The organism is Paenibacillus sp. GXUN7292, from assembly GCF_050864975.1.
Taxonomy (GTDB): Bacteria; Bacillota; Bacilli; order Paenibacillales; family Paenibacillaceae; genus Pristimantibacillus.
Genome location: NZ_JBOZWO010000026.1, coordinates 61,840 through 87,076 on the forward strand (window position 1 = coordinate 61,840; position 25,237 = coordinate 87,076).

General features: G+C 45.1%; 17 protein-coding genes. 4 read left to right on the forward strand and 13 right to left on the reverse strand.

Translation table 11 applies throughout. From position 1 onward, the window contains the following. Nucleotides 1-822, forward strand: a complete 822-nt coding sequence (locus tag ACRRU2_RS19485; protein WP_432504241.1) for a hypothetical protein — start codon at nt 1-3, stop codon at nt 820-822. A gap of 457 nt (nt 823-1,279) precedes the next feature. On the opposite strand, the gene cls is transcribed toward ACRRU2_RS19485, so the two are convergent. Then, the gene (cls, locus tag ACRRU2_RS19490) at nt 1,280-2,728 is read right to left on the reverse strand and encodes a cardiolipin synthase (protein ID WP_432504243.1); all 1,449 of its coding nucleotides are present in this window, start codon (nt 2,726-2,728) and stop codon (nt 1,280-1,282) included. Between the two features lie 38 nt (nt 2,729-2,766). Beyond that, a complete protein-coding gene (locus tag ACRRU2_RS19495; protein ID WP_432504245.1) occupies nt 2,767-3,708 on the reverse strand; it encodes a M15 family metallopeptidase in 942 nt (313 codons plus the stop codon). Between the two features lie 232 nt (nt 3,709-3,940). On the opposite strand from ACRRU2_RS19495, the gene ACRRU2_RS19500 reads away from it, so the two are divergent. After that, nucleotides 3,941-5,803, forward strand: coding sequence for an LTA synthase family protein (locus ACRRU2_RS19500; protein WP_432504247.1), 1,863 nt, complete (start codon nt 3,941-3,943; stop codon nt 5,801-5,803). 68 nt (nt 5,804-5,871) lie between these two features. Here ACRRU2_RS19500 and ACRRU2_RS19505 read toward each other — a convergent pair whose 3' ends face one another. The 7 genes from ACRRU2_RS19505 to ACRRU2_RS19535 form a co-directional block, all read right to left on the reverse strand. Further along, complete coding sequence (locus ACRRU2_RS19505; protein WP_432504249.1) at nt 5,872-6,762, reverse strand: ROK family protein; 891 nt, start codon at nt 6,760-6,762, stop codon at nt 5,872-5,874. Nucleotides 6,763-6,782: 20 nt separating this feature from the next. After that, nucleotides 6,783-8,255, reverse strand: a complete 1,473-nt coding sequence (locus tag ACRRU2_RS19510; RefSeq protein WP_432504252.1) for an FGGY-family carbohydrate kinase — start codon at nt 8,253-8,255, stop codon at nt 6,783-6,785. A gap of 33 nt (nt 8,256-8,288) precedes the next feature. Further along, entirely contained in the window at nt 8,289-9,356 is a 1,068-nt protein-coding gene (locus ACRRU2_RS19515; RefSeq protein WP_432504254.1) for an NAD(P)-dependent alcohol dehydrogenase, read from the reverse strand. A 20-nt stretch (nt 9,357-9,376) separates the two neighbouring features. Continuing rightward, nucleotides 9,377-10,213, reverse strand: coding sequence for a carbohydrate ABC transporter permease (locus tag ACRRU2_RS19520; protein WP_432504256.1), 837 nt, complete (start codon nt 10,211-10,213; stop codon nt 9,377-9,379). 3 nt (nt 10,214-10,216) lie between these two features. Then, entirely contained in the window at nt 10,217-11,128 is a 912-nt protein-coding gene (locus tag ACRRU2_RS19525) for a carbohydrate ABC transporter permease (protein ID WP_432504258.1), read from the reverse strand. Between the two features lie 83 nt (nt 11,129-11,211). After that, complete coding sequence (locus ACRRU2_RS19530) at nt 11,212-12,558, reverse strand: ABC transporter substrate-binding protein (protein WP_432504261.1); 1,347 nt, start codon at nt 12,556-12,558, stop codon at nt 11,212-11,214. Between the two features lie 27 nt (nt 12,559-12,585). Continuing rightward, nucleotides 12,586-14,010, reverse strand: a complete 1,425-nt coding sequence (locus ACRRU2_RS19535; RefSeq protein WP_432504263.1) for a sulfatase family protein — start codon at nt 14,008-14,010, stop codon at nt 12,586-12,588. A gap of 246 nt (nt 14,011-14,256) precedes the next feature. On the opposite strand from ACRRU2_RS19535, the gene ACRRU2_RS19540 reads away from it, so the two are divergent. Beyond that, a complete protein-coding gene (locus tag ACRRU2_RS19540) occupies nt 14,257-15,144 on the forward strand; it encodes a LysR family transcriptional regulator (protein ID WP_432504265.1) in 888 nt (295 codons plus the stop codon). A gap of 364 nt (nt 15,145-15,508) precedes the next feature. Here the strand turns inward: ACRRU2_RS19540 and ACRRU2_RS19545 are convergent, their stop codons facing one another. Genes ACRRU2_RS19545 through ACRRU2_RS19555 form a run of 3 tightly spaced genes read right to left on the reverse strand, consistent with a single transcriptional unit; the run spans nt 15,509 to nt 20,248 of the window. After that, nucleotides 15,509-15,976 (reverse strand): peroxiredoxin, encoded by a 468-nt coding sequence (locus ACRRU2_RS19545; RefSeq protein WP_432504267.1) that lies wholly within the window; start codon nt 15,974-15,976, stop codon nt 15,509-15,511. 24 nt (nt 15,977-16,000) lie between these two features. After that, the gene (locus ACRRU2_RS19550; protein WP_432504270.1) at nt 16,001-17,083 is read right to left on the reverse strand and encodes an asparaginase; all 1,083 of its coding nucleotides are present in this window, start codon (nt 17,081-17,083) and stop codon (nt 16,001-16,003) included. 36 nt (nt 17,084-17,119) lie between these two features. Beyond that, nucleotides 17,120-20,248 carry an MMPL family transporter gene (locus ACRRU2_RS19555; protein WP_432504272.1) on the reverse strand — a complete coding sequence of 1,043 codons (3,129 nt, stop codon included), beginning with the start codon at nt 20,246-20,248 and terminating at the stop codon, nt 17,120-17,122. 202 nt (nt 20,249-20,450) lie between these two features. Between ACRRU2_RS19555 and ACRRU2_RS19560 the strand changes: the two genes are divergently transcribed. Beyond that, nucleotides 20,451-23,081, forward strand: a complete 2,631-nt coding sequence (locus ACRRU2_RS19560; RefSeq protein ID WP_432504274.1) for a putative bifunctional diguanylate cyclase/phosphodiesterase — start codon at nt 20,451-20,453, stop codon at nt 23,079-23,081. Nucleotides 23,082-23,205: 124 nt separating this feature from the next. Here the strand turns inward: ACRRU2_RS19560 and ACRRU2_RS19565 are convergent, their stop codons facing one another. Next, on the reverse strand, nt 23,206-25,236 hold the full coding sequence (locus ACRRU2_RS19565; protein WP_432504276.1) for an ABC transporter ATP-binding protein: 2,031 nt from the start codon (nt 25,234-25,236) through the stop codon (nt 23,206-23,208). Nucleotide 25,237: the final 1 nt, after the last annotated feature.

Consider the following 25,237-nt stretch of genomic DNA (forward strand, 5'->3'; position numbering starts at 1 on the left):
ATGAAAACAACTATCGCACAAGGCTGGAAAATGACACGCAGACATCTTACGTTAGTGCTGGCCTTATTCGTATACCGATTAGGCTGGGGAATATTCCTGTATCGCTTTATAGACGACATCATATCGCCGCTGCTGCGCCGTTATCCAAGCTCGGCACCGACAGACTATGCCGTGCAGGTCTTCCTGACCGAAGCACAATTCCAATTGTTTAAAACAAACCTCATTACGCCATACGTATGGATGCTGGCCGCTTTGTTCGCTTTTCGCATGCTGCTGACGCCCTTTATCCATAGCGGCCTGCTATACTCCTTGCATCAACAGTTTGAGCATTCGGCAAATACACACTTTCGCGAAGGAATGCGCAAATGCTGGAAGCCCGTCACGCTTATCTACTGGCTTGAAATGGCGCTGATTGCGGTGCCCGTCTGGTGGCTGGCTCCCAGAGCGATGCAAATTATTTTGACCAGCCCCTCCTTTGCGCAGCTTGCTGCTAAGCTTCTTCCTATAATACTTGGCTGGGCAGTATGGGCGGTTGCCATTCACTTGCTGTCTCTGTCGATGCAGCTTGGCGCAGTAAGCGGCGGGCGCATATGGTCAACACTATGGCAGGCGATAATAAAGTTCCTACCCTTCCTTCTGCTTTCACTTGTGCTTTGGATCATTACGTTTGCTATTGCGGCATTGTTTTCCGTCTTTTCCTTGCTGGGCGCCGGATTCTTAGCCATATTACTGCATCAAGGCAGCCATCTCATTTCCACTTGGATGAAGGTTTGGACGCTTTCTGCACAAAGCCATTATATATTCAGCCAAGGACAAGGATAAACGGCTCCGCCGTCTTTAAACAAGCCGCAATGCCCTTTCCGTCTTTCATCATGGACGAAAGGGCATTTTTTGTTGAAAAACAGTAAAATAATAGTTGTCTGAATATTTACAATATTTAAACATTAGGCTATAATGAAACTAACAAAGCGAAAGGGGATAGCCCATTGGAGACGGTTAGCGAAGCATGTCCATAGCTAAGTAAATCAAGGAGTACAGACATAAGGAAAGGAGCAGCTTTCATTTCTGGACATGTGGGGAACTCAGAGAAAATTGTCGAAAGATAGCTAATACATTATACGAAAGGACGCATACTAATCGTAATGAATATGCAGTTCGTGGTTAAGGATTGGAGCGTTAGAATAAATTGAATATTTGTTATATAAGCAAGTAGAAGGATTCTGGTCATTATCGGTGAGCAGAATCCTTCTTATGTTTTTAGAGGTTATGTTTCGGTGTGTTATAAGATAGGGCTTAACAAGCGGGAGATGGATTCCTTGAATCGGTTTGATCTTGGACGTTTATTGTACATCTCAAGGGTAAGCTCCTCTGAATAAGCGAGATCCTGGTCGAATATTCGGTTCAAGTTTTTCGCCGTTTGCGTATCATAGATGAAGGCATTCATCTCAAAATTAAGCTTGAAGCTTCTTATATCCAGATTGGCTGTTCCAACGGATGCTACCTTCCCGTCGACCACCAACGTTTTGGCATGCAAAAATCCATTATCGTACAAATAACATTTGACGCCAGCCTCCAGCAGCTCGCCCAAGTAGGAATGGGTGGCCCAGTGAACAAAAAAATGATCGGGCTTGCGAGGCAGCATAATTCTAACCTCTACTCCGCAATTAGACGCAACTTTAAGAGCAGTCATCAAGCTTTCGTCCGGAATAAAATAAGGAGTTTGCAAGCAAATGGAGTGATGCGCCTTATAAATCAGCTTTATGTAAGCCTCCTTGATTTGCTGGTACTCGCTATCCGGCCCGCTGGCAACCAGCTGCATGCCTATCGTCCCCTGCTTCACTTCCTCGATAGGAAAGTACTGCTCATTCAGATCAAGCGTGCTGTGGGTAGCCACATTCCAATCCATCAAAAACTGCGCTTGCATCTGAAGTACAGCACCGCCGTATATTTTGAGATGCGTATCCCGCCATGGCCCAAACTGCTTGCTTAGCCCCAAATATTCATCGCCTATATTAAATCCGCCAATATATCCGATCTTGCCATCAACAATGACCAGCTTGCGGTGGTTGCGATAGTTGATTTTTAAATTCAAATAGGGAATTCTCGATGGAAAAAAAGCAATCGCTTCTCCGCCTGCTGCCGTAAATTCGGCAAAAAAACGCTTTGTCAAACGGGAGCTGCCAATATGATCGTACAAAAATCTAACTTGAACGCCCTGCTTCACCTTTTCAGTTAAAGCATGAATAAGCCGTCTGCCTAAATCATCATCTCTTACGATATAGTACACTAAATGAATATGATGAGACGCGGCAGCAATATCATCAAGCAAAGAATCAAACTTCTGATTGCCGTCGATAAAAATCTCGATTTCATTGTTGCTCGTATACAAGGAATAACCTGTTCGTAAATTCATGTAAATAACTTCTCTGTAGGATTCGGTCTCAGGATCAGTAAACCTCAGCTCTCCCGAGCGTATTTGGCTCTTCTGGTTTTGCAGCGTATTCTGAATGATAACTCTGTGGTCGCCTAGAAGCTTGTGAAGCTTGCGCTTCTTCAGCTTCTGTCCCAAAACCAGATATAAAATAAAGCCAAATATCGGGATAAAGAACAGGATCATAATCCATGACCATGTCGCACTTATATTTCTACGCTCCAGGAAGATGACCGTCAGCGCCAAAAATATATTCAGAACCATTACAATAATATAAAGATTTTGAAGGATATTCATAACAGCTCTACACCCCGAAGCCGCAGCGCCTTTTGTTGTTACCTGTTCACTGGCACCGCATCATAATATTCTTCCAAAGTCTCACCGCTTGCAGCAAGAGCTTCTGCCAGTTCGGTTCCAACATAACGCAAATGCCAAGGCTCATATTTATAGCCGGTAATTTTATCCTTGCCCTCCGGATATCTAATAATAAATCCGTATTTGTGAGCATGATCAGCTAGCCAAGCAGCTTCCTTCATTTCTCCAAAGCAATCGCTGGCGGCGCACTTGCCGTCACTGCGCGTCACATCGATTGCCAAACCTGATTCATGCTCGCTCGTCCCAGGATAAGCGCTGTAGGTTCTTGCCTTCTCCAGGCCATCCTCTTTCACATATCGATTAAACAATTGAATTTGATACTCATGCGAGCGGTAAGCAGATACACCTGCTAAGTATGCCCCATCTTCGTCCGCTGCTGCAAACATTTTTTCAAGCGCCTCGGCAGCTTCCTTGCGCATTTTTCTTTTATCTATTTTCTCCTTAAATACAAATCTTACGTCAGGATATACTAAATCAGAAGGAACATAATCATCAGGCAGTCTATTATTAGGATTAATTAATGCTGTTATGCTTTCCGGCTCAGCAACAACCGGAATAGCCTCGCCAAGCTGGCTGACAGGGTCTTTGCTGCTGCTGGTCGGCTTGGCTTGATTATCGGATGGCTGCGGTGTCTCTGGCGGGCTTACGCTAGCTTGTCCAGTAGGCTTATCCGAAGGAGAAGGGGACGGCTGCTCGCTTGGCGCGCCTAGCTCCTCCTCGTCTGAGCCGCCTTCGCCGCCTACAACATTCTGCTCTTCATTATTTGATCCTTGAGCAGACAAATTCGGCTGTTCCGATTGCAGCGTAGTGCTTGTCCAGCCTTTATCTATCACCCATTTTGCTCCAACGCCAACTATAATACATACGACTGCCAATATAAGTATTGCTTTTACTTTTTGCACCTATGTCCCTCCACTACCCTAGTAAGTTTGATATTTATATTAGACTACAGCTATAATGAATTTGTTTCAAAGACATTCCTTTTCCAATTTTCATAGCCTTATATTTGCCTTTTGACAATTGACTGCGTCACGTAGCATAATATGAATTAACAAATCGTAAACATTATATTACAATTATGAAGCCGTTTATCCTTGGCGGCCTGTTTTGCTGTGAAAGGTGGGCGATTATTTTATGCTCGAATCTATAAAACGAATTATGAGCACTCGGCCTATAATATTTTTCTCTATTATTATGTTTGCCAAAAGTCTTTTAGCTTGGATGGTTATCTTTGAAGGCGGACCGTCCATAACAACCCTGCTCAAAGAAGCGCCTTTCGTGCTTGTAATCTTCTGCCTGATCGAATGGTTTGCAGGCAAGCGCAAGCTTTTCTACTACTGGCTGGCCAATCTCTTGATGACTTCTATTTTATTCGCAGTCATTATGTATTACAAGTATTACGGTGTTATTGTAACTTACCATGCCCTCGGACAGGTAAACCAGGTGGGGGCAGTAAGAAATAGTGTGTTTTCACTTATCCAGCCATATTATCTGTTTATTTTTACAGATATCATCATATTGGCTATTTATCTGCTTATCCGTAACAAGAATAAGAACAACGATCAATTCAATGGGCCGAAAAACAAGCGTCTTATCGCTTCCGTGCTTACCGTATCTTTGGCGCTGTGTCTATTCAATATACTGCCCAACCGTGCCAGCATGAATGAAATTGTAAAAGCCGAGCAGATGGGAATTTTGAATTACGAAGCGTACACTATTTTATCCGCAACTTCCGAAGCGGAGGTTGTAGATTCTGAGCAAATTACTCAGCAGAACATTTCTTCGGTCAAAAATATTGAGAGCCCTATTGAAAAAGCGCAAAAATTCGCAACGGCAAAGGGCAAAAACTTGATCATCATTCAAATGGAGTCCTTGCAAAACTTTTTGGTGGACTTGAAAATCGACGGTCAAGAAATTATGCCGGTCTTCAATAGCCTGGCGCATAACAGCCATTACTTTAGACATTTCTATCAGCAGGTTGGACAAGGCAATACATCCGATGCCGAGTTTGTTGTTAATACTTCCTTGTACATTCCGCCGCGGGGCGCCGCTACGCAGGTCTATGCGGACAAGGAGCTGCCTAGCCTTCCTAAGCTGCTGAAGAAGTCCGGCTATGATACCGCTACGTTCCACACAAATGTTGTTGAATTCTGGAACAGAGGCGAGCTTTACAAGGCGGTCGGCTTTGACCGTTATTACGATGAACAGTTTTTCGGCAAAGAAAATGCTATTTTCTTCGGGGCTCCCGATGAAATATTGTATGAAAAAACAGCAGAAGAGCTGGAGCGTATGAACAATCAAAGCAATCCGTTCTATGCGCAGGTTATATCAATGACGGCTCATCATCCGTTCACGATACCTGACGATCTGTCACGCATCACATTGCCTGACCGCTACAATAATACGATGGTTGGCGATTACTTAAGATCACAAAATTATGCTGACTATGCGCTTGGCTTATTTATCGAAGATCTGAAAAAACGCGGCGTCTGGGAAGACAGTCTGATTGTGCTGTATGGCGATCATCTCGGGCTACCGATGTATTCCTTAACCCGTGAAGAAAAAGATTTGATGGAAGAAATTTATGGCCGTGAATATACGTATACCGATATGATTAACATTCCATTTATTGTAATTAATCCAGGTGATCAGGCAGCAGAAGTTCACGAGCAGCTGGGCGGTCAAATCGATATTTTACCGACTGTTGCGAATCTGCTTGGCGTATCGCTTGAGGATCAAATCCATTTCGGCCAGGATCTATTCAATAATGCCTATAACATTTTACCTCAGCGTTATTATTTGCCTACCGGCTCATTTTTAAGCAGCAAGGAGCTGTTCCTGTCTGGAAGCGGCTATGAGGACGGTACCCACTACTCCCTTGCCGGAGACGGTCTAAGCAGCGAGCAGGCTGCTACAGAGGATGAATTTGAACGCGCGCTTGAGCTGCTGAAGCTTTCTGACAGCTACGTGAAGCAGCTGCCAAGCTGGAAAAAGTAATCCATTCGTTTTAACAAAAAACACCTTCAAGTACGGATTGTTCCACTTGAGGGTGTTTTTTATTCGATTTATTTAACAGCTTTATCCGCTTTGATTGCTGCTAAGCCCAAAGCAAGCGCCCCGCTTAATCCGGCATTGTCTCCAAGGCCGGGCGGCACAATATAATTGTCTATATCCGTTATAAGCTCCGGCGCGCTTACATAATGATTAAGTCCTGCTTTAACATACTGACGGATCATAGGAAATAAGTGCACCTGCTTCATCACACCGCCGCCCAAAATAACCTTTTTAGGCGAAAGCATAAAAATGGCATGAATAACCGCCTGGCTAATGTAATAAGCCTCTAGCGTCCACGCAGGATGATCTGCTGGCAAATCACGCCCTGCTGCTTGCCAGCGCTTCTCAATGGCTGGTCCAGCAGCAAGCCCCTCCAGGCAATCGGCATGATAAGGGCAAGCACCTGCAAATGGATCGGCATGATGACGTCTTACCGGAATATGCCCGCCTTCTGGATGAACCAGGCCGTGTACAAGATTACCTTCCACAAGTACGCCCATTCCGATACCTGTGCCTATTGTAAAGTATACGCAGCTATCCAGTCCTTTTGCAGCTCCCCATGCGGCTTCTCCATATGCAGCAGCATTGACATCTGTATCCCAGCCATAGGGCACATCGAATACTTGCTTAAGCGATCCCAGAAAATTATAGTTTGACCAGCCTGGCTTGGGGGTAGTTGTTACATAGCCATATTCGGAGCTGGCTTTATCTATATTAATTGGACCAAACGATCCAACACCAATCGCGTCCACCTGTCTATCCTTAAAATAATTTATAACCTGAAGTAATGTAGCCTCAGGCGCACCAGTAGGAAAGCTTATTTTTTCCAATATCTCGCCCTGCTCATTACCTATTCCACAAATAAATTTAGTCCCGCCAGCTTCTACAGCTCCTATTCGCATACCTTCACCTTCCTGAGTTGTTACGGTGCTTTCATTTGCTTGGCAATTTCAATATTTTTCAAATAGCTTTCTGTATAAAACTTTTCCATTTCGACATGCTTCGCAGCATTAGGTGTAACCGTTAAAGAAGGCGGTATTGCAAACTCATCCATTTCATCAATTGCTTTTGCCGCTAATATTGCAGCTCCTCGCGAGCTGCCCTCCCATTTGCGGCAAATATGCAAGGGGCGGTTGAGCAAGTCTGCTTTAACCTGCATCCAGTATGGATTTTTAGTCGACTCACCTGCTATAAGCAGCCTTTTGATCGGAATATTCAAATGCTGCAGCTGCTCGATCCGATAGCGGAATAAACAGCTCAGTCCTTGAATGATGGAAGATGCCATTTGCTCCGGATAACTATTTGTAAGCTGCCCGCCAAACCAAGCCATTTGGACATGATTATCCGATTGGCTGTCTCCTAGCGAGGTGGGGTAAAAGCCCAAATTTTTATTGACACCGTTAGCTTTGGATAATACGTTAAGCAGTTCTTGATAATCCCAGCCTGTAATGGACAAAAACCATTCCACGATGCCGCCTGTCGTACCGACATCTAAAAATGCATAATGATGCTCCGGCACAACATGGCATCCTACTGTGAACACTTGCGCCTCATTGAACTTCGCCATCTCTTGGAGTGGAAGGGTAATAATGAGGGTTTCCATCATATCGCATACATCTGTAACGTCCCCGTCAAGCATGCCGCCAATGCCGAGCGCACCGACAACAGGGTGATGGCCGGCGATCGTTACAGGAGTTCCTTCAGCAATTCTAGTATAAGCCGATGCGGTTTTATTCACATAGCCATGAATTGTTCCCGCTTGAGCAGGCTCCTGCAGCAGGCTTTTTTTAATATCAAACTCTTGCAGCAAGTCTGTATCCCACTGCCGCGATGTAATATTAAACATCATTGAACGGCTGGCCAGGGAATACTCTGACTTTTTCACTCCCGTTAGACAAAATACAATATACTCTGCAATATGCAGCCAGGATTTGCTTTTATTCCACATATCAGGCATATTTTCCTTCATCCATAAAAACTTGAGCAGGCTGTATTTCGCCTCGGGGAAGAGCCCTGTCTTTTGATAAAAATCTAAAGTCGGGACTTGCTGCCTAACCTGATTCAAATACTGATTCGGCCGCTGATCATACCATGCCAATATAGGGCCGAGCGACTCGCCATCCTCATCCAGAAGAACGCCTGATTCTGCGACGCTGCTGACGCCAATCGCTTTTATTTTATGGCCCTGCACCCGCTCTACGCACGATTCCAAAGCATAGAACGACTTCTCTCTCAGTTCATCAGCAAGATGATAGGTGCCGCCGTTTTTAGTCATATGCACGGGCGTAGGCGTGCTGGATATTGCTTTCACATTTCCATGCTTATCATATGCCGCTGCTTTTATATGAGTAGAGCTTATATCTAGTCCAATGTATAAAGACTCTTTCTTTTTCATTTTTTCACCTTCTATAAAAAAGCTGCAAACGGTCTAAGCATTCGGATAAACGATAACCTTCAAGCTTCCACTTTTGTTCGTACGCGCTCTTTCCATAGCTTCTTTTGTCTGATTTAAAGTATAACGGTCTGTTATAAGTGCGTCGGCATCAGCGATACCCGAAGATAAAAACGCAATGCCTTGCGGGTAAGTATTGGCATAACGGAAGACGCCAAAAATATCGACTTCATTATCCGCGATAAATGGAATATTCAGCGGAATTTCATCCTGTGGCGGCAGACCAACAATTACAAGCTTGCCGCCGCGGCGAAGAGAGGCCAGGGCCGATTGCAACGCTTTGGGATTTCCTGCGGTTTCGAAGGCTGCATCCACGCCGATTCCCTTCGTTATTTGAGCTATAGCTTCTACAGGGTTTTGTTCTTTAATGTTAATAGCATGCGTAGCACCAAGCTTCAAAGCAGCCTCCAAACGCAACGGCTCCAAATCCGACACGATAATTGTACTCGCTCCAAAAGCTTTAGCCGCTGCTACTGCCATTAATCCAACTGGCCCCATTCCCATTATAACTACTGTCGAGCCTGGTTGTAAGGAGGCGCGCTTAGCAGCGTGAATGCCTACAGAAAAAGGCTCCACTAAGGATGCTGCTTCGAAGGACAGCTCATCCGGAATGGCGAATAGAAAATCCTCGCGGATTTTAATATATTGTACAAATGCCCCGTCTACTGGCGGTGTAGCAAGAAAAACAACATCCGGACAAAGATTGTAACGGCCCGCCTTGCACATATTACAGGTGCCGCACGTTACGCCCGGCTCAACAGCTACGCGGTCATTCAGCTCAAAACGGGTTACTTTTTCGCCCATCGCAACGACGATGCCAGAACATTCATGCCCCAGAATAATCGGCTTTTCTACAACATAACGGCCGATTTTGCCGTGTTCATAATAATGCAGATCAGAGCCGCAAATTCCTACAGCCATCACTTTTACCAGCACTTCATTGCTTTCGATTTGAGGGATTGGCAGCTCCTCAATTTGAATATCATAAGGCTTGTGCATGACAGCAGCCTTCATTGTTGTTGGTAAATCAGAAATTGCTTTCATAACTAGACACTCCTTATAAATTAACCTTTTACTGCTCCGCTAGTTAAACCTTGAACGATATATTTGCCCATAAAGAAAATAACAGGCAACGTCGGCAAAGAAAGAATTAGCCCTGCCGAGGCAATTCCGCCCCAGTTATAGCTCGATTCTGTCAAGAAGTTCATAACGGCTACCGGGCCGGTTGTTGCATTCGTTCTCGTTAGAATTAGTGAGAAAAAGAAATCATTCCAAGCAAATATAAAGGAAAGTATGCCTGCCGCAACCAAGCCTGGCGTTGACAGGGGCAGCCCGATTTTGTAGAAGGAACGCCATACGCTGCTGCCGTCCATCCATGCAGCTTCCAGCAGTTCATTGGGAATTTGGGCAAAGAACATCCACATCAGCCAAATGACAAGCGGAACAGTGAACGTTACATAGGATAGGATTAGGCCAGATAAGGAATCAATCATTCCAAAATTGATATAAGCAAGAAATAACGGGATTGCAAAGCCGACAGGAGGTGCCATCCGAAGCAATTGAATTACCCATTTCCAAATATACTTGCGTTTAAAAGACCATTTCGCGAGCGAGAAGGCTGCTGGTGTGCCAATAGCCATCGCTAACAGCATGGACACTATTGCAGCAATAAAGCTGTTTAAAATTGATTTTGGGAAGTCTGAGCGTATCGTTTCCATGAATGTATCGGTTGAAAAGGAAGACCATTCTTTCCAAAACGGCACAAACATTGCATCCGGCGTACGAAAGGCAAGGAAGGCCATCCACACTAGTGGAAATAAACAAAAAGCTACCAGCAAAAATAAAACAACACCACGCAGAAGATTTACTGCTCTTTTGTTTGATTTGATAGACGAATCCATTTTCTACTCCTCCTCTGAGCCTCTGTCTAAATAAATAGTAATAAAGCTGATGACAACGGTAATCAGGAAGAGGAAAAATGCTAGTGCGCTAGCATATCCGATTTTGGAATACTGGAAGCCCTGAACAAACGCATAAAAATTCGTTACCTCAGTTGAAGTACCTGGTCCGCCGCCTGTCATAATATAAATAAGTGGGAATGACTTCAAACTTTCGATAAAGCGAATTAGACCGACTAGCACTAATGCAGGCTTAAGTGCAGGAAGCGTAATATGAAGCATTGCTTTCCAGTTGGTTGCACCGTCGACCTCGGCAGCTTCATACAAATCCTTAGGAATGCCCTGCAAGCTTGCAAGCAGGATCAAAATAACGAAAGGAAGGTTATTCCACGTGTCGGCAATAACAATGGATGCAATACTTAAAGCAGGCGTTGACAGCCAGCTTGGACTAGGCAAGCCGATAGCATCAAGCACGCTGTTAATTGGGCTGAGCGTTGGCGTAAAGATTGTAAGCCATATTAATGCAACTACAACAGCTGGAATCATAAATGGAGCCATAACGATACCGCGAACCCATTTGAACTTGCTTGTAGCACCGTTTAGTGCAATAGAGGCTACCAAACCAAGCAGCAATTGCGCTACTAATATAAAAAAGCTTAAAATTACTTGAACCTTCATACTATTAAGGAATCTTGCATCTTTGAACATAGCAATATAATTGTCCAGACCATTAAAGCTTGCCGGGATAGCAGAGGTTAAATCCCACTTCATAAATGAAATGCCGATCATGCCGAACATAGGTACAACTGCAGTAACAATCGTGCAAATAATCGCAGGCAATAACATTAGAAAATAGGTTAAAGACTTTCTGTTTTTGCGGTGTTTCACCATTTGACTGCTGCCTTCTAAAGTTTGCATCTGTCTTACTCCTTGTACAAAAAAATTATAAAGCCGGGATATTCTAATGATTAGAATATCCCTTGCCGATTATTTCCAAATTTTTAGTAGCCCGCGTTTTTCATAACTTCAGATACTTGCTTGTTAGCCTCTGCCAATGCGTCCTTAGCACTCGGACCGCCATTAACTGTGCCATTAACCTGCGCTGCGATCAGATCGCCGATTTCTGGCCACTCAGGGATAAGCGGTCTGTAATCTGCACGTGCAATGTTCAAGGATTCTGTACGCAGCTTCAATAGGTTTCCATTATCGAAGTTGTATTTTTCAAGAATTTGCGGGTCTTGAGCGACTGAGTTGCGAGTAAAGTCAAGGTTGTAATCATCAAGTGCAATTCTTTTCTGAATATCTGCGCTAGTCGCCCATTTAATAAATTCGAATGCCTCTTCCTTGTTTTTGGAGTCTGCCGGAATTGCCAAGCCGTGCACGGCAATCATTGGCGAACGGCCGCCCGGACCTTCCGGAACGAGAGCTACGCGGGTCTTATCAGCAAACTTGCTTTGATTCTGATCAAACAATTGAGTAATGATTGAAGTTCCATCAACAGTCATTGCAGCATTGCCTTGCTGATAAGCCGAGATTACTTCTGCAAAGCTGTAATTGCCTGCGCCGGACGGAGAGTATTTTTGAACTAGCTCAGCATAATATTCCAATGCTTTTACATTTTCTTCCCGATCCAAAATCGGTGTCATATCAGTCGGATAATCTTTAAAGTAAGAACCGCCGAAAGCCCACATCATCGATGGGAAAATAAACATATTCAAGCCTTGTCCGCGCTTCGCTCGAAGCGCCACTGCCGCCGTTTCCTTGGAATGGATTTTTTCTGCAACTGCCTTAAATTCATCCCAGTTATTTGGTGCCTCTGTAATGCCTTTTTGCTCGAAAATATCGCTGCGGTACGCTAGCAAGCCAGTTTCAGCAAAGCTTGGCAGCGCCCATAGCTTATCTTGTATAGACAAGCTTTCGATCGGCGCTCTAGCAAAGTCATCAATATCAATATCTTCAGCGCCCGCAATAAATTCATCCAGCGGATGCACCCAGCCAGCCTGCACCCATCTTTGCATCATAATAAAGGACATGTATGCTACGTCCAAATCACCTGTTTTTCCAATAAAATCAAGCTGCATTCTTTTTTCTGCAACATCTTGCCCAAGCACATTAATCTTTACTTTAATGCCTGTCTTTTCCTCAAATTCTGATGAAAACTTAGCGAGGCCTCTGTTATAAACGTTATCCACCAGAACTACGTTAAGAGTTACTTTTGATTTGCCTGTATTGCCGCCTGATTCTGTCTTGCCGCTGGAACTGCCTGAGCCGCCGCATGCTGCGGTCACCAAGCTGATTATTAAAGCCAGCGCTAAAACGAAATTCAATTTCATCTTGCTGCTTTTCATTTTTATGTCCCCCAGTTTTTTATTTATTTATTTATATCCTTTTGCAGTAGCCAGGCCGCTTCTTATTCTCCAGCTCAAAATCGCTGTGATCAACTCCTGCTTTTTCGCTTGATGCTTAGGATCATTCCATAGATTGACCACTTCTTCAGGATCATTTTGCAAATCAAACAATTGGCCGTATTCATCATCTACTAAATGTACAAGCTTCCAATTATGATCTCGAATCATCGTCATAAATTCTGTGCCTTCCAGAATCGGATCTCTGCTATGCTCTGCAAATACATATCGTCTTTCTTCCATCGCTTGGCCTTGCAATGCAGGAACAAGTGAACGCGCTTCCATATCCTGCGGTATCGGAACACCAGCCAGCTCAAGGACTGTAGCGCCCAAATCCATCAGCTGCGTCAAGCCTTTATTTTTCTGGCCTTGCTGTACATATTTAGGTCCCCATACTACCATCGGCACTTTCGTAACCGCATCGTACATATTCCACTTTTGACTATGGCCGTGATCACCCAGCGACTCGCCATGATCTGAAGTGAATATGACGACAGCGTTTTCTAAATAACCAGCCTCGTCCAGTGCATCGAAGATTTCACCGATCTGCTCATCAATCATAGTCACGTTTGCGTAATAAGTAGCACGCTGACGATGCTGCTGCTCCCTGGTCGCCTTATCGAGATGGACGACTGCATCATGGTCGACCACCATATGCTGCTTGCGGAGCTTCTTCAGCGCCTCAGGCTGGCTTGCAATTTCCTCTTCTGTGACGCTCGGAAGCGGCAGCTCTTTATCCATATACCTTTCTGTATATCTCGACAACGAGTCAAATGGAGGATGTGGTCCAGGAAAACCGATCTGCAAAAATACTGGTTTTTGAACTTTCGGACGATCCTTAATCCACCATTTGGCAAGATTTGCTACGAATACATCGGGATGCAGCTCTTCTGGCAGGCTCCAATCGAATACGCCTAAGCTGTCGCGGTAATCTTCTCTGCTCCGGTAAGTCTCACGGCCAGGCTTTTGAATATTTCTGGCTCTCAGCTCTTTATCCCATTCATCAAAGAAGAATGGAAGATTAGGATGCTGGCGATCCTTATTTTCTACAACATAGCGTTCTGCGAAGCCCATTGGCGTCGTGTACGGAGAGGTATGCATTTTCCCTACATTCACACAGTGATAACCCGCTTCCGATAACAGCTCCACCCATGACTTGGTCCATGGATCGTCATTTTTATAAACGCCGTTTGAATGCGGATATAAACCTGTAAATAAACTTGCCCTTGATGGTGCGCATGAAGGCGCTGTTATAAAAGCGTTTGAGAAAGAAGTGCCTTCTTGAACGAGACGATCTAGATTAGGCGTATCCATATATGGATATCCTAATGCTTGGATCGTTTCGTACCTTTGCTGATCTGTAATAATAAATATGATATTAGGTTGAGCTGACAAGAAAGCTCCCTCCTTACTCCCTTTATAATTCTATACTTTTCTGTTTTCATGTTTTAAGTTATTTGATCAAAAGCGCTTTCACTTCATGAAAACTGAGCTCGCTCTCGCAATTGCATTTTGCAGGCCTTAAAATTTAACATGTTATATTCGATGTTTATATACTATAATCGTGGTAATGTAATGTAAAATATAAAAAAACTATTTTAGTATAAGTTTTACTTATGTAACAGCTAGGAGGCTAAACGATTGAATCTACATCATCTATATGTTTTTTGTACGGTTGCAGAGCTGAGAAGCTTTGCACAAGCCGCCTCGGAAATTAATATTAGCCAGCCTGCTGTTTCTCAGCATATTAGCAATTTGGAAGCAGCAATGGGAAAAAAGCTGATAGAACGCAAGGGCAGAGCCTTTTCGCTCACACAGCATGGGGAGACTTTATTTGATTACGGTAAAAGAATATTCAATATGGTAGAGGAAGCTGAACAAGCGCTCATGCGGGTCGGACGCCATCAAGAAAAAATATTTATCGGCGTTACCAATTTAACTGGAACCTATTATCTTCCAGATATTATTTCAACTTTTATCGAAAATAACCCACACACATCGTTTAATGCTGTGTTTGAAGATAATAATAGTGAATTGATTGAAAAACTTATCAAAAATCAATTAGATATAATTATTACTTATGAAAGTGTCGTGCTGCGTGACGAAATACAAGTACTGCCTGTCGTGCAGGATGAAATTGTACTTGTTCTGCCCGGCAATCATCCCTGGGCCGCTAAGCAGCTCATTTCATTCGAAGAAGCTATTACGCTGCCGTTCATCTTTCATTCACCTGAAGTTTTTGTACAACCGATTATGGAGAACATACTGACAGGCCATAATATTAATGTCATTTTGCAGCTCGGATATATTGAATCTGTCAAATCAGCCATTATTCGCGGGCTGGGCGTTTCAATGCTGCCTTATTCTTCAATCCGTTTCGAGCTGGAGGCAGGGCTGCTTTCTGTAGCCAATTGCCCGGTGTTCCGGGTTCCCCGGAATCTAGTATTGATGCGCAAAAGAAGCTCTATCGAAACGGATCTCATATTAAAATTTAAAGACTATCTGCTTAGCAATGAATGGTCAATATAACAAGCAAGGTAATAGGCGGTTGCGGCGGACAAGCTGCATGTAGAATTGTTGCGGTCATAAACGTCCGTTAGCGCCTTGTTTTTCAGTTTTTTGGATTGTAACGGTCACAAAAGTCCCTTATAGTGTGATTTTCCCCTTCCATTGCTGTTTTGATCGTGTAAGGGTCACCAGTGACCGTTACAATTTTTTTTACGCCATTTTCGTTGGCTAATGGACATTCATGTCTTTATTGATCCTTATACTGCAAGGATAAACAGCTTCGCCGTCCTTTGGACAAGCGCGTTTACCGATGAAATATCGAAAAGGCTGAATCTAGGAACCTCTTGTTCCCGACTCAGCCTTTCTAACTTTCAGCTTCTCAGCCTTACTGCAATGCCTTCAATACTTCCTCGGCATGTCCCTCCACCTGCACATCGCGCCATTCATGTGTGAGCACGCCGTTCTCATCAATGATAAAGGTAGAACGCTTTACACCCAAAAACTCCTTGCCGCCCCAGCTAAGCAGCTGCCACACGCCGAACATGCGGGAAACCTCCTGCTCGGTATCGGCTAGCAATAAAAACGGCAGGCTGTATTCCTCGATGAATTGCTGATGCGAGGCCAAATCGTCAGGACTAATACCAATTATCTCTGCATTCAAGCCAGCATACTGCGAGTTGAAATCACGAAAGTCACATGATTCTGCCGTACAGCCCGGCGTCATATCTTTTGGGTAAAAATAAATAACTAGCTTTTTGCCTCTGTAATCCGATAATTGAAATACCTCGCTATTTGACGCCTGCAGCTTAAAATCCGGCACTTGCTCACCTATTTTTACTTGCTGTTCACTCATGTTTATTCCTCCCTTTGATCATAATTACTCGGCGGTCTTCCCGTTTTCGATAGCTTTGTCTCCTTGCTCATAATAAACTGGCGTGTGCAGCATAAACTGCTTAACGTCCATTAAATCTGTGTACAAGCTGTAGGCCAGCATCAGCTTCGTTAAAGCTGCTTCCATCGACATCTTCTCAATGATGATAGCGCCGGCTTCAATAAGCGCCACTGACGAAGAATACATGGCAGCGGAAGCATCCTTGACTGGACATATATACAGGTCGACGCCGGCTGCCCGACAGCGCTCCATGAAGCGCAATAAGGAATACGGCTCCTGCTCCACAGCACAAGCAGTACCGGAGTGGTGCAAATCATGCAGTACCGCTCGCGGCTTGCTCTCGCCAAAAGCATAATAGCTATATTTGAGACCGGGGTACGGCTTGATGTAAACAATGTCCGATTCGAGCTTCAGCGATTCTGGCGTCCATTGAAACGGCTGCTGCTGAGGCGAAAGTGACTCCGGTCTGGGATTGCGTTCATGCTGCTGCCATTCAAAGCGCCGCTCCAGCATTCTGCCGTATACAATATTGTACGGGCTGCCGAATTGGTCAGTAAAGGATTCGCACTGTGTAATTTGTGTGCCCAAATACACATCAGCAACGCCTTGATCATTCTCGTATACGACAAAAACGCCGGGAAGACTAGCTTCAGCAATAAAATCAAGTGAATGGCTAAAATTCCTTATTCCGTTGCTTCTTTCATCGGCGATAGGATAATTGCTCGCTGTGAAAACTAGCGGGATCGATATATCGGCAAACAGATAGCTCATCATCGCGGCTGTGTATGCTAATGTGTCCGATCCGTGCGTTACAAGAATGCCATCATACTGGCTCGTTTCAACAGCATGGATAGCAGTCGCCAAAGCATGCCAATCATGCGGCGTCAAATTTTCGCTTAATATATTTAACGGCTGCGCAGTATCCAATATTATGTCATTGCGGCAATCAGCTAATTGTTTGTACTCCTCTAATATCGCGTAGGCTCCGTCCTGAGCGACATGAATAGATTTTTGCTGCCTTCTGCTGCCTATCGTTCCGCCAGTAAAAACAACCAACACACGCTTCATGAGCTATCCTCGCTTTCTGTTCTACAGATATCTGTTCTATCTCTCACGAGACATGAATGGCCACCAGTTCGCCGGTCCAAACATTCTAACCATGACCGGAATAAACAATGGAAGCATAACTAGTGCATACAGGAATAGTCCGCATAATACAATCGTTGCTATTTGAAGCAGCGACATAACGCCTGATGGCAGCATGGCAGCAAATGTTCCGCCCAAAATAACAGCTGCAGACATAATGACTGCGCCCATATTCTTCATCGCTTCCAAAATTGCTTGCTTCGGCTCAATATGGACGTATTCCTTGAATCGATCCATCAAGAATATGCTATAGTCTACCCCCAGCGCTATTAAAATAACAAAGCCGAAGAATGGCACTGCCCAGCTAATGCCTGAAAGATCAAACATTCTAACGAATATGACCTCCGTAATAGCAAGCGAGGTATAGAACGTAATAAGCAGTGAAATGACTACGTAAACCGGAATAATAATAGAACGGAACATGAATATAAGAATAATCGATATACCGATCAGCATCAGCATAACCGTACGTGAATAATCTGCTCCGGATATTTCGCTTAGATCATGATTCATGCTCGTTACTCCGCCTACAGCAATTTCTGCCTGAGCATATGGCGTCCCCTTGAATGCACGCTCAACAGCGGCCCCCAAGGAAGATATTTCACTCATCGTGTCTGTCGAATAGGGGTTGCTCGCAAATATAACATCCAGCTTTGCGGTTTTCCGATCCGCCGACATATAAATATCAAGCCCGCTCTGGAATTGCTCATTCTCAATTGCTTCCTGCGGAATATACCAGCCTGTCATTTGTCTGTCAGGCGATTCTGCAAGGTTTTGCAAATAGCCGCCTGCGGCTGACAAGCCATCCGATACTTGTGTAAGGCCGGCAACGCTTTGATCTAGCCCGCCAGTCAATTCACCCAGCTGTTCATTTAGAGAGCTAAACCCGGCTCCCAGCTCTCGCTGTCCGGCGCTCAGCTTATCTAGGCCGGTTTCAAGCGCTGGCATGCCAGCAACAATTTTCCCTTGGCCATCTGCAGCCTGCGCAATCCCTTTCTGCAGCTCTCCGATTCCAGCAACCAGCTGCTGCAAACCTTCCGCCAGCGCTGCTTGACCTTTGCTTGCTTGCGCCAAACCGGCGTTCGCTTGGTTAATGCCGTCTGCGGCTCCGCTTAACTGCTTATTCAGCTCTGAAAGCTGGCCTCCGATACCGGCAGCGCCTTGCTGCAGCTGGGCAAGACCGCCCAACGCCTCATGATACTGCTGATCAGCCTGCAGCTCCGGATAAGCTTCTGCCAAACCCTCCAGCTTTTGCTGAATGCCCGATAATCCGGCAGCGAGCTTGCCCTGCTCCTCCGCAATGATCTGGTATGCGCCTGACAGCTGCGCCACTCCTCCGCCAAGCTGCTCATAGCCGGCAGTAAGCTCCGCTCCAGCTGTGGCAAGCTGTCTCGCGCTGGCTTCCGCTTCAGCCATCCCCTTCTTAAGCTCAGCAGCGCCGAGCGAGCCGTCACGCATTCCTTTTTCAATTTGCTTCAAGCCGATACCTAATTCCTTCATGCCCTGACGCAGCTGGTCAGTGCCTTGTACGAGCTGCTCAGCTCCAGTCGCCGCTTTCGTCAGCAATGGCTTATTTTCAAGCAATGCGCTGCTCGCCTCAGACAGCCCGCTGCTAATTTGGTCAAGCCCCTCGCCGCTTTTTCCCAAGCCATCGTCAAGCGTGACAACTTGATCGGCTACAAGAAACTCCTCCATCACTTCGCCTGTTGGCCGCGTTGCGCTGCGAGTTGTTTTGACGCCCTCCACCTTTAACAGCTCTCGGCTTGCCTGCTCAATTGCTGCCAGTCCGGCGGGCGTGTCGAGCGGCTGCTCCGATTTTACAACGACTGTCGTCGGCAGTGTTTCTCCCGGGCCGAAGCTGTCGGCAATCAGATTAAAGCCTTTGACAGAATGATACTTTTCACCGATTTCATCCAATGAGTTATAAGAAATAGCACCCTTATACGCCGTTAAAAACGGCACGATAATAACAGCTAAAATAAGCAGTGACCATAATGGCTTCCGCAAGGAGAAGCTGCCTACAGCTCCCCAAAGCTTATTCGGTTTATGCTGGGGCGAGCCCTTAGCAGGCCAAAACAAAGCATTGCCAAGCACGGCCAGAAAAAATGGAACAAGCGTGTACAGCGCCAGCAGCAATACGGCAATGCCTACAGCAACTGCTACAGCCGAACGGTACAATACAAAGGTGGAAAGCCCGATTGATGCAAATCCGACCAGCACAGCAAGACCAGAGAAAAATACGGTTTTTCCGGCAGTACGGTAAGTATTAATAATCGCATCAGTCCGGTCGCCATGATGAGCCAGTTCTTCTTTATATCTGCTGATCAGCAGTATACAGTAATCTGTGCCGATGCCAAATAATATGGCAACCATAAAGATTTGTGTAAAATTAGATAGCGGAAAATCGGCATATTCCACTAAAAAGGCAACGACAGACTGCGAGGTTAAGTAAGAAAATCCAACAGCCAGCAATGGTACTAACGGCGCTGCTGCTGAGCGAAATACAACAAATAGTATTATAAGAATAAATCCAACCGTAATATATTCCGTCTTCTTCAAGCCCTCTTGAGAGCTTTGAATAACATCCTCGCTTATTAGCCAGTTGCCTGTATAATAATGCTCTACCTTTACCTGCTCGAGCAGCTCATACAAATGATCCCGCTGCTCCGCCAGCTCCCGATTGTTCGCCTCTACATTCAACAGCACCAGCACCGAGCTGTTATCCTTGGCAACCATTTGCTCGCTTAGCTCTGGTATATCAAAATGAGTTGTAACCGAGGCTATACCACTAGCTTCGCCGGCTTGCTTCAATAGAGCTGTGGCTCCTTCAATTTCCTTCAAATCAGTGTCGCTTAACCCGCCATCGCGATGAAAAACGAGCACGGTAGACATGCCTTGGGCTTGCTCTCCCTTGCCGATCTCCTGTTCCAGCTTGCCGGCTATCGATGAAGAATAGCCCTCAGGAACTGTAATTTGACCTTTGGTACGCACCAGCTCCGCCATCGATGGTGCGGTAACAAGCAAAATAACCGAAACAGCCACCCACAAGGCAGCAATTATCCATTTCATTTTTAATATGGCTCTCATCTATACTCCCCTCTCATTTAGAAGCCTCTACCTATGACGAGTGTACTAAAGGATAGTCAGTAAAAGCAATTGTGCAAATATGAATATCTATTGAACGCTGTAACTTATGTATTGCCTTGTTTTCGGAAAAGAAGGAATTACTATAAAATTGTCGAATAAACCCATTAAAAGTCGAATTCTTCTAGGTACCAGGGGGCTACAAGTGCACAGCATACATACATCTACTAAAAGAATGAGATCGGTCCTGCTCATTATTTCGTGTTTTTTACTAGCTCTCGGAAGCCACTCTTTTGAAGTTCCAACTGTTTATGGCATCCCATTTGCGCTGACAAGCTTGTTCCTGCTTTACAGCCTTTATTATCAACGGCTCAGCTGGAGCATTGTCGGGGCGGCCTTCATTTACTCTATAGGCGTATTTATTTGGGATTACCCTATCGCAACTTTCATCGGCCTGATCGAAATTGTTTTCGTAGGCACGCTAATGCGTACAACGCGCATGCGCTTGCTCAAGAGCGACGTTATTTTTTGGCTTCTGCTGGGCGCGCCTATTGCAGTTTTAATACATAATTACAATTATACATATAAATTAACAGATGCTGTTATGATTGCATGCATTCTTGCGATGAACGGCCTGTTTAATTCACTATTTGCCGAAATTTTATATCAATACATGCCGTTTTCACAAATCAAAAAGCATAACTCGCGTCTGATCCGGCCCTATACGATGAATCAGATGCTGCTTCATCTGGCCATGGCGCTTGTTATGATAACGAGCCTGTTCAATACGATTAGCAGCAGCAATTATTCCTTCAAAGAGACCACTCGATACGTTAAACAGCTGTCAGCCTCTTATAGTGAAAATATAACTAGAGCCTGGAACGATCTGCTCGCAATAAACCGCGGCTGGACAGAGACGGAGACGATGAAGGTTTTGCAGGAGCGGCTTCTTTCGGTGCCAGATCATCTTATTATTCATATTGCAAATCAGCAGCGCGAAATTGTTGCTTCTAACAAACCATCCCTCATAGGAGGGCATCTATCTGATTATATTCAACCGCGCTCGGCCATATCCGGCCAGCTGCAGTTTATTACACCTAAACACGAATCTTATTCTTGGCAGCATGGGAGCTGGCAAACAAGCTTCTACACGTTAACGCTGCCTTTGCCTGATTCGGATTGGAATGTCCATATGATTCATCCTATGCAGTATTATCAGGAGTCACTGTTTTCCAAATACTATGTGCACCTGTTGTATATGCTGACCTTTGCCTTTCTAGCTGCCATCGTCGCTCACCGTATTAGCGGCAGGATTTCACGCCGTTTGACCCAGCTGGCCATTGCAACGCGCAACCTGCCGCTGAAGCTGAAGCAGCTAAAGCCGATGGAATGGCACCATACGAATCTGGTAGAAATTCATTCATTAACTAATAACTTCAAACATATGTCCGATAGTCTATTACATATTTTTAATGAAACGCAAATTAAAAACGAACAGCTGCAAGCGCAGGCTTATATGCTGCAGCAGTCGGAAGAAAAGCTGCACAGCCTTGCCTTTTATGATCGCTTGACCGGATTGCCGAACCGGCTTGAGCTTGCAAGAAGTTTTGAAGCGCTTAGCTCGATCCGCAATCTCTCTGACGGCGCTATCGCCATTCTGTCGGTCGACATAAACCAGTTCAAGCGAATCAATGATACGCTTGGCTACTCAGTTGGCGACAGCTTGCTGCAGCAAGCCGCCCTTAGGCTTAGCGCTCAAAACAAAGCATGCGGCACTGTGTTCCGCGCCGGAGAAGACGGATTTTTATTTCTCTATCCATACGCCAAAGAAAACGATCTTCATGCTTGCGCCCAGAAGATCATCGATGGGTTCAACGAGCCCTTTGTTATAGATAATGTGCCTCTATTCATGACGGTAAGCGTAGGCATAAGCCTCTATCCTTATGATAGCAACGAGCTGGATAAATTGGTCCGTAATGCTGATATGGCTATGTATAAGGCAAAGGAAGAGGGAGACGGCTGTTACCGTTTGTTCCAGCCAAATCTCGTATCCGTTATGACGGAAAAAATGCTGCTTGAAAACGGCTTGTATCATGCACTGCACCACCAACAATTTTCTTTGCATTATCAGCCCAAGGTGGATGCGGTATCTGAAGAAATATGCGGCATTGAAGCTCTTATCCGCTGGCGTCATCCGGAGCTCGGGATGATTCCTCCCGACAAATTTATTCCATTAGCTGAGCTGTCGGGCTTTATTCTTGAGATCGATCGATGGGTTTTCCATGAAGCTTGCCGGCAAAATAAGGCTTGGCAGGATGCAGGTCTGCGCAAAATTAGCGTTTCTGTCAATATTTCCGCCAGACACTTCAATCAAGGCGATATAGTTGGCATGATTACCGGTGCGCTGGAGGATACAGGGCTGGAGCCGCAGTATGTCAGCATCGAAATAACAGAAGGCGTATTTATGCAAAATATGGAGCAGGTTATTGAAAAGATCGGCTATTTGCGAAAGCTGGGCATACATATTTCAATAGATGATTTCGGAACGGGCTACTCCTCGCTCAATCAATTGCAGCGTTTGCCAATATCGGATGTTAAGCTTGACCGCTCCTTTATTCAGGGCATTACACAGGATCCTAAAAAATCATCACTAGTAAAAGCGATTATCGATTTAGTACATAGCATGAATATGAAGGTTATCGCTGAAGGGGTAGAAACGGAAGACGAGTCCAGCTTCTGCTCTGAGCTTGAATGCGACGAGCTGCAGGGCTACTATTTCAGCAGGCCGCTATCCGCGGATCAATTTATTAAGTATTTGCAAGCAGAAACATTTTAAAAACATATGTAAAACAAGGATAAAAGGCTATTGAAAAAGGGAAATCATTAATCTGTCAACAGATTTGATCTCCCTCTTTGCCTTTACTGAACCACTGCACAAGTCATACGCCCGCCGTTCATGATCAGGCTGTCTGAACAGCAGCGCCGAGCTGCAGCTGATACATCGCGTAATACTTGCCCTGCAGCTCCATGAGCTGCTCATGATTGCCCCGTTCGACAATTGCTCCGCGATCCAATACTAAAATCTGGTCGGCAGCTCTTATCGTAGATAACCGATGCGCAATAACAAAGGTCGTTCTGCCTTGCTTGAGCACCTCCAGCGCCGATTGAATAATCGCTTCCGTCTCTGTATCGATGCTTGCTGTCGCTTCATCCAGAATAAGAATAGCCGGATTATAGGCAAGTGCACGGGCAAAAGAGATAAGCTGGCGCTGTCCCGCTGAAAAAGTGCTTCCTTTTTCCAGCACGGGAGCATCGATGCCGCCTGGCAGCTGATTGAACATTTCATAAGCTCCGACATCCTTGAGCGCTTTGACAACCATCTCGCGGGTAATTGCAGGATTGTCGAGACTTATATTGGATGCGATTGTACCCGTGAACAAGAATGGATCCTGCAGTACAATGCCCATATGCTGGCGCAGCAGCTGTTTTGGAATATCGCGAATATCACGTCCGTCTACGGAGATCACTCCATTAGGGCTGTCATAGAAACGGAACAGCAGGTTCATAATAGAGCTTTTGCCCGAGCCAGTATGACCGACAAGTGCAACCGTCTCCCCTTGCCTTGCATGCAGATTAATATTTTTCAACACATATTCGTCATCTTTATAGGCGAAATATACTTTTTCAAACTTGACCTCGCCTTTGTATCTGGGCAGGCTGCCGGTAGCAACCTCGATTCCATCCTCATCCATCAGCTTGAATACACGCTCTGCTGACACGCGAGCCGTTTCCAGGTTAGACAGCTGATTCACTATGCCAACAATCGGAGCGAACATGCGGTTCATATAATCAATATAAGCATACAAAATCCCCACCGTTAATACCGTGCTGAGACTGCTTCCCCAAAATACCCAAATGACAACGAGAAACAATACATTTCTTACGACGTTGACCAGGTTATGCGAAGTAATGGAATTAAGATTCAGCATCTTATTTTGATGCTTGAAATACTGCTCGTTGATTTCCTCAAACTCTGCAGTCATTTTTCGCTGCCGCCTGAACGCCTGAATTATAGGCATTCCTTGAATTGACTCGTTGATCATCGCATTAATTTCGCTTAGCTTAGCACGAATAACCCGGTTATAGCTGGCTGCGTATTTGCGATATACGATGATCCATACGATTAGAATAGGAATAAGCGGCAATGAAAACAGCGCCAAGCGATAATCAAGTATGAATAAGGCCGTAAAGATAGCCGCCATATAGAGTGCCCCTGTAAAAAAGTTAGCCAGCACGCCTACGTACAGCTCCCGAATCGCTTCCGTATCGTTAGTAATACGCGAAACGACCTGCCCCGCTGCCAAATTATCATAATAGTTAATTGGCAGACGCTGCGTATGAGCATACACATCATTTCTCATTTTTCGCACAATGCGGTTCGCTGATGTTTGCAGCATTATTCTTTGTCCATAGGCAAACAATGCAGCCACAACAAGCAGCGCCATATATATGCCGGCTAGTTGCAGGAGCTCTGGAAACTCCGGCTTATAAAATTGGAATAACTGGCTGGCATTCAGCTTTTGGGCAGCATATTGCTTGCTTTCGCCAGCAGCGGTATTCGTAATCGTAAGCATCCCGTCCAACACCTGGCGCTTGCCCGCTGCTTCGGATATATTCTCATCTATGAAATAATAAGCGCGTTCAACCTGGAGCACGCGAACAGCCTTTAGCTGAGCAGTATCTGCACCTGCTTCAAGACGATCCTCGCGTACATAATGCTTTCCTTGATAGGCGACAGAATAGTCGGCCGCTTCATTTACTTCGTACCATGTCTTTTCGATGCCCAAAATATTTTGGTCAATCATTCGCTTAGCTACGAAGGGACCTACCAGTTCAGCGCAAATTGATAATATTAATAAAATAAGCGCGATTGCTATCGTTTTTTTATACTGCATTGCATATTGAAATAATCGTTTTCCCGTTTGACCCATA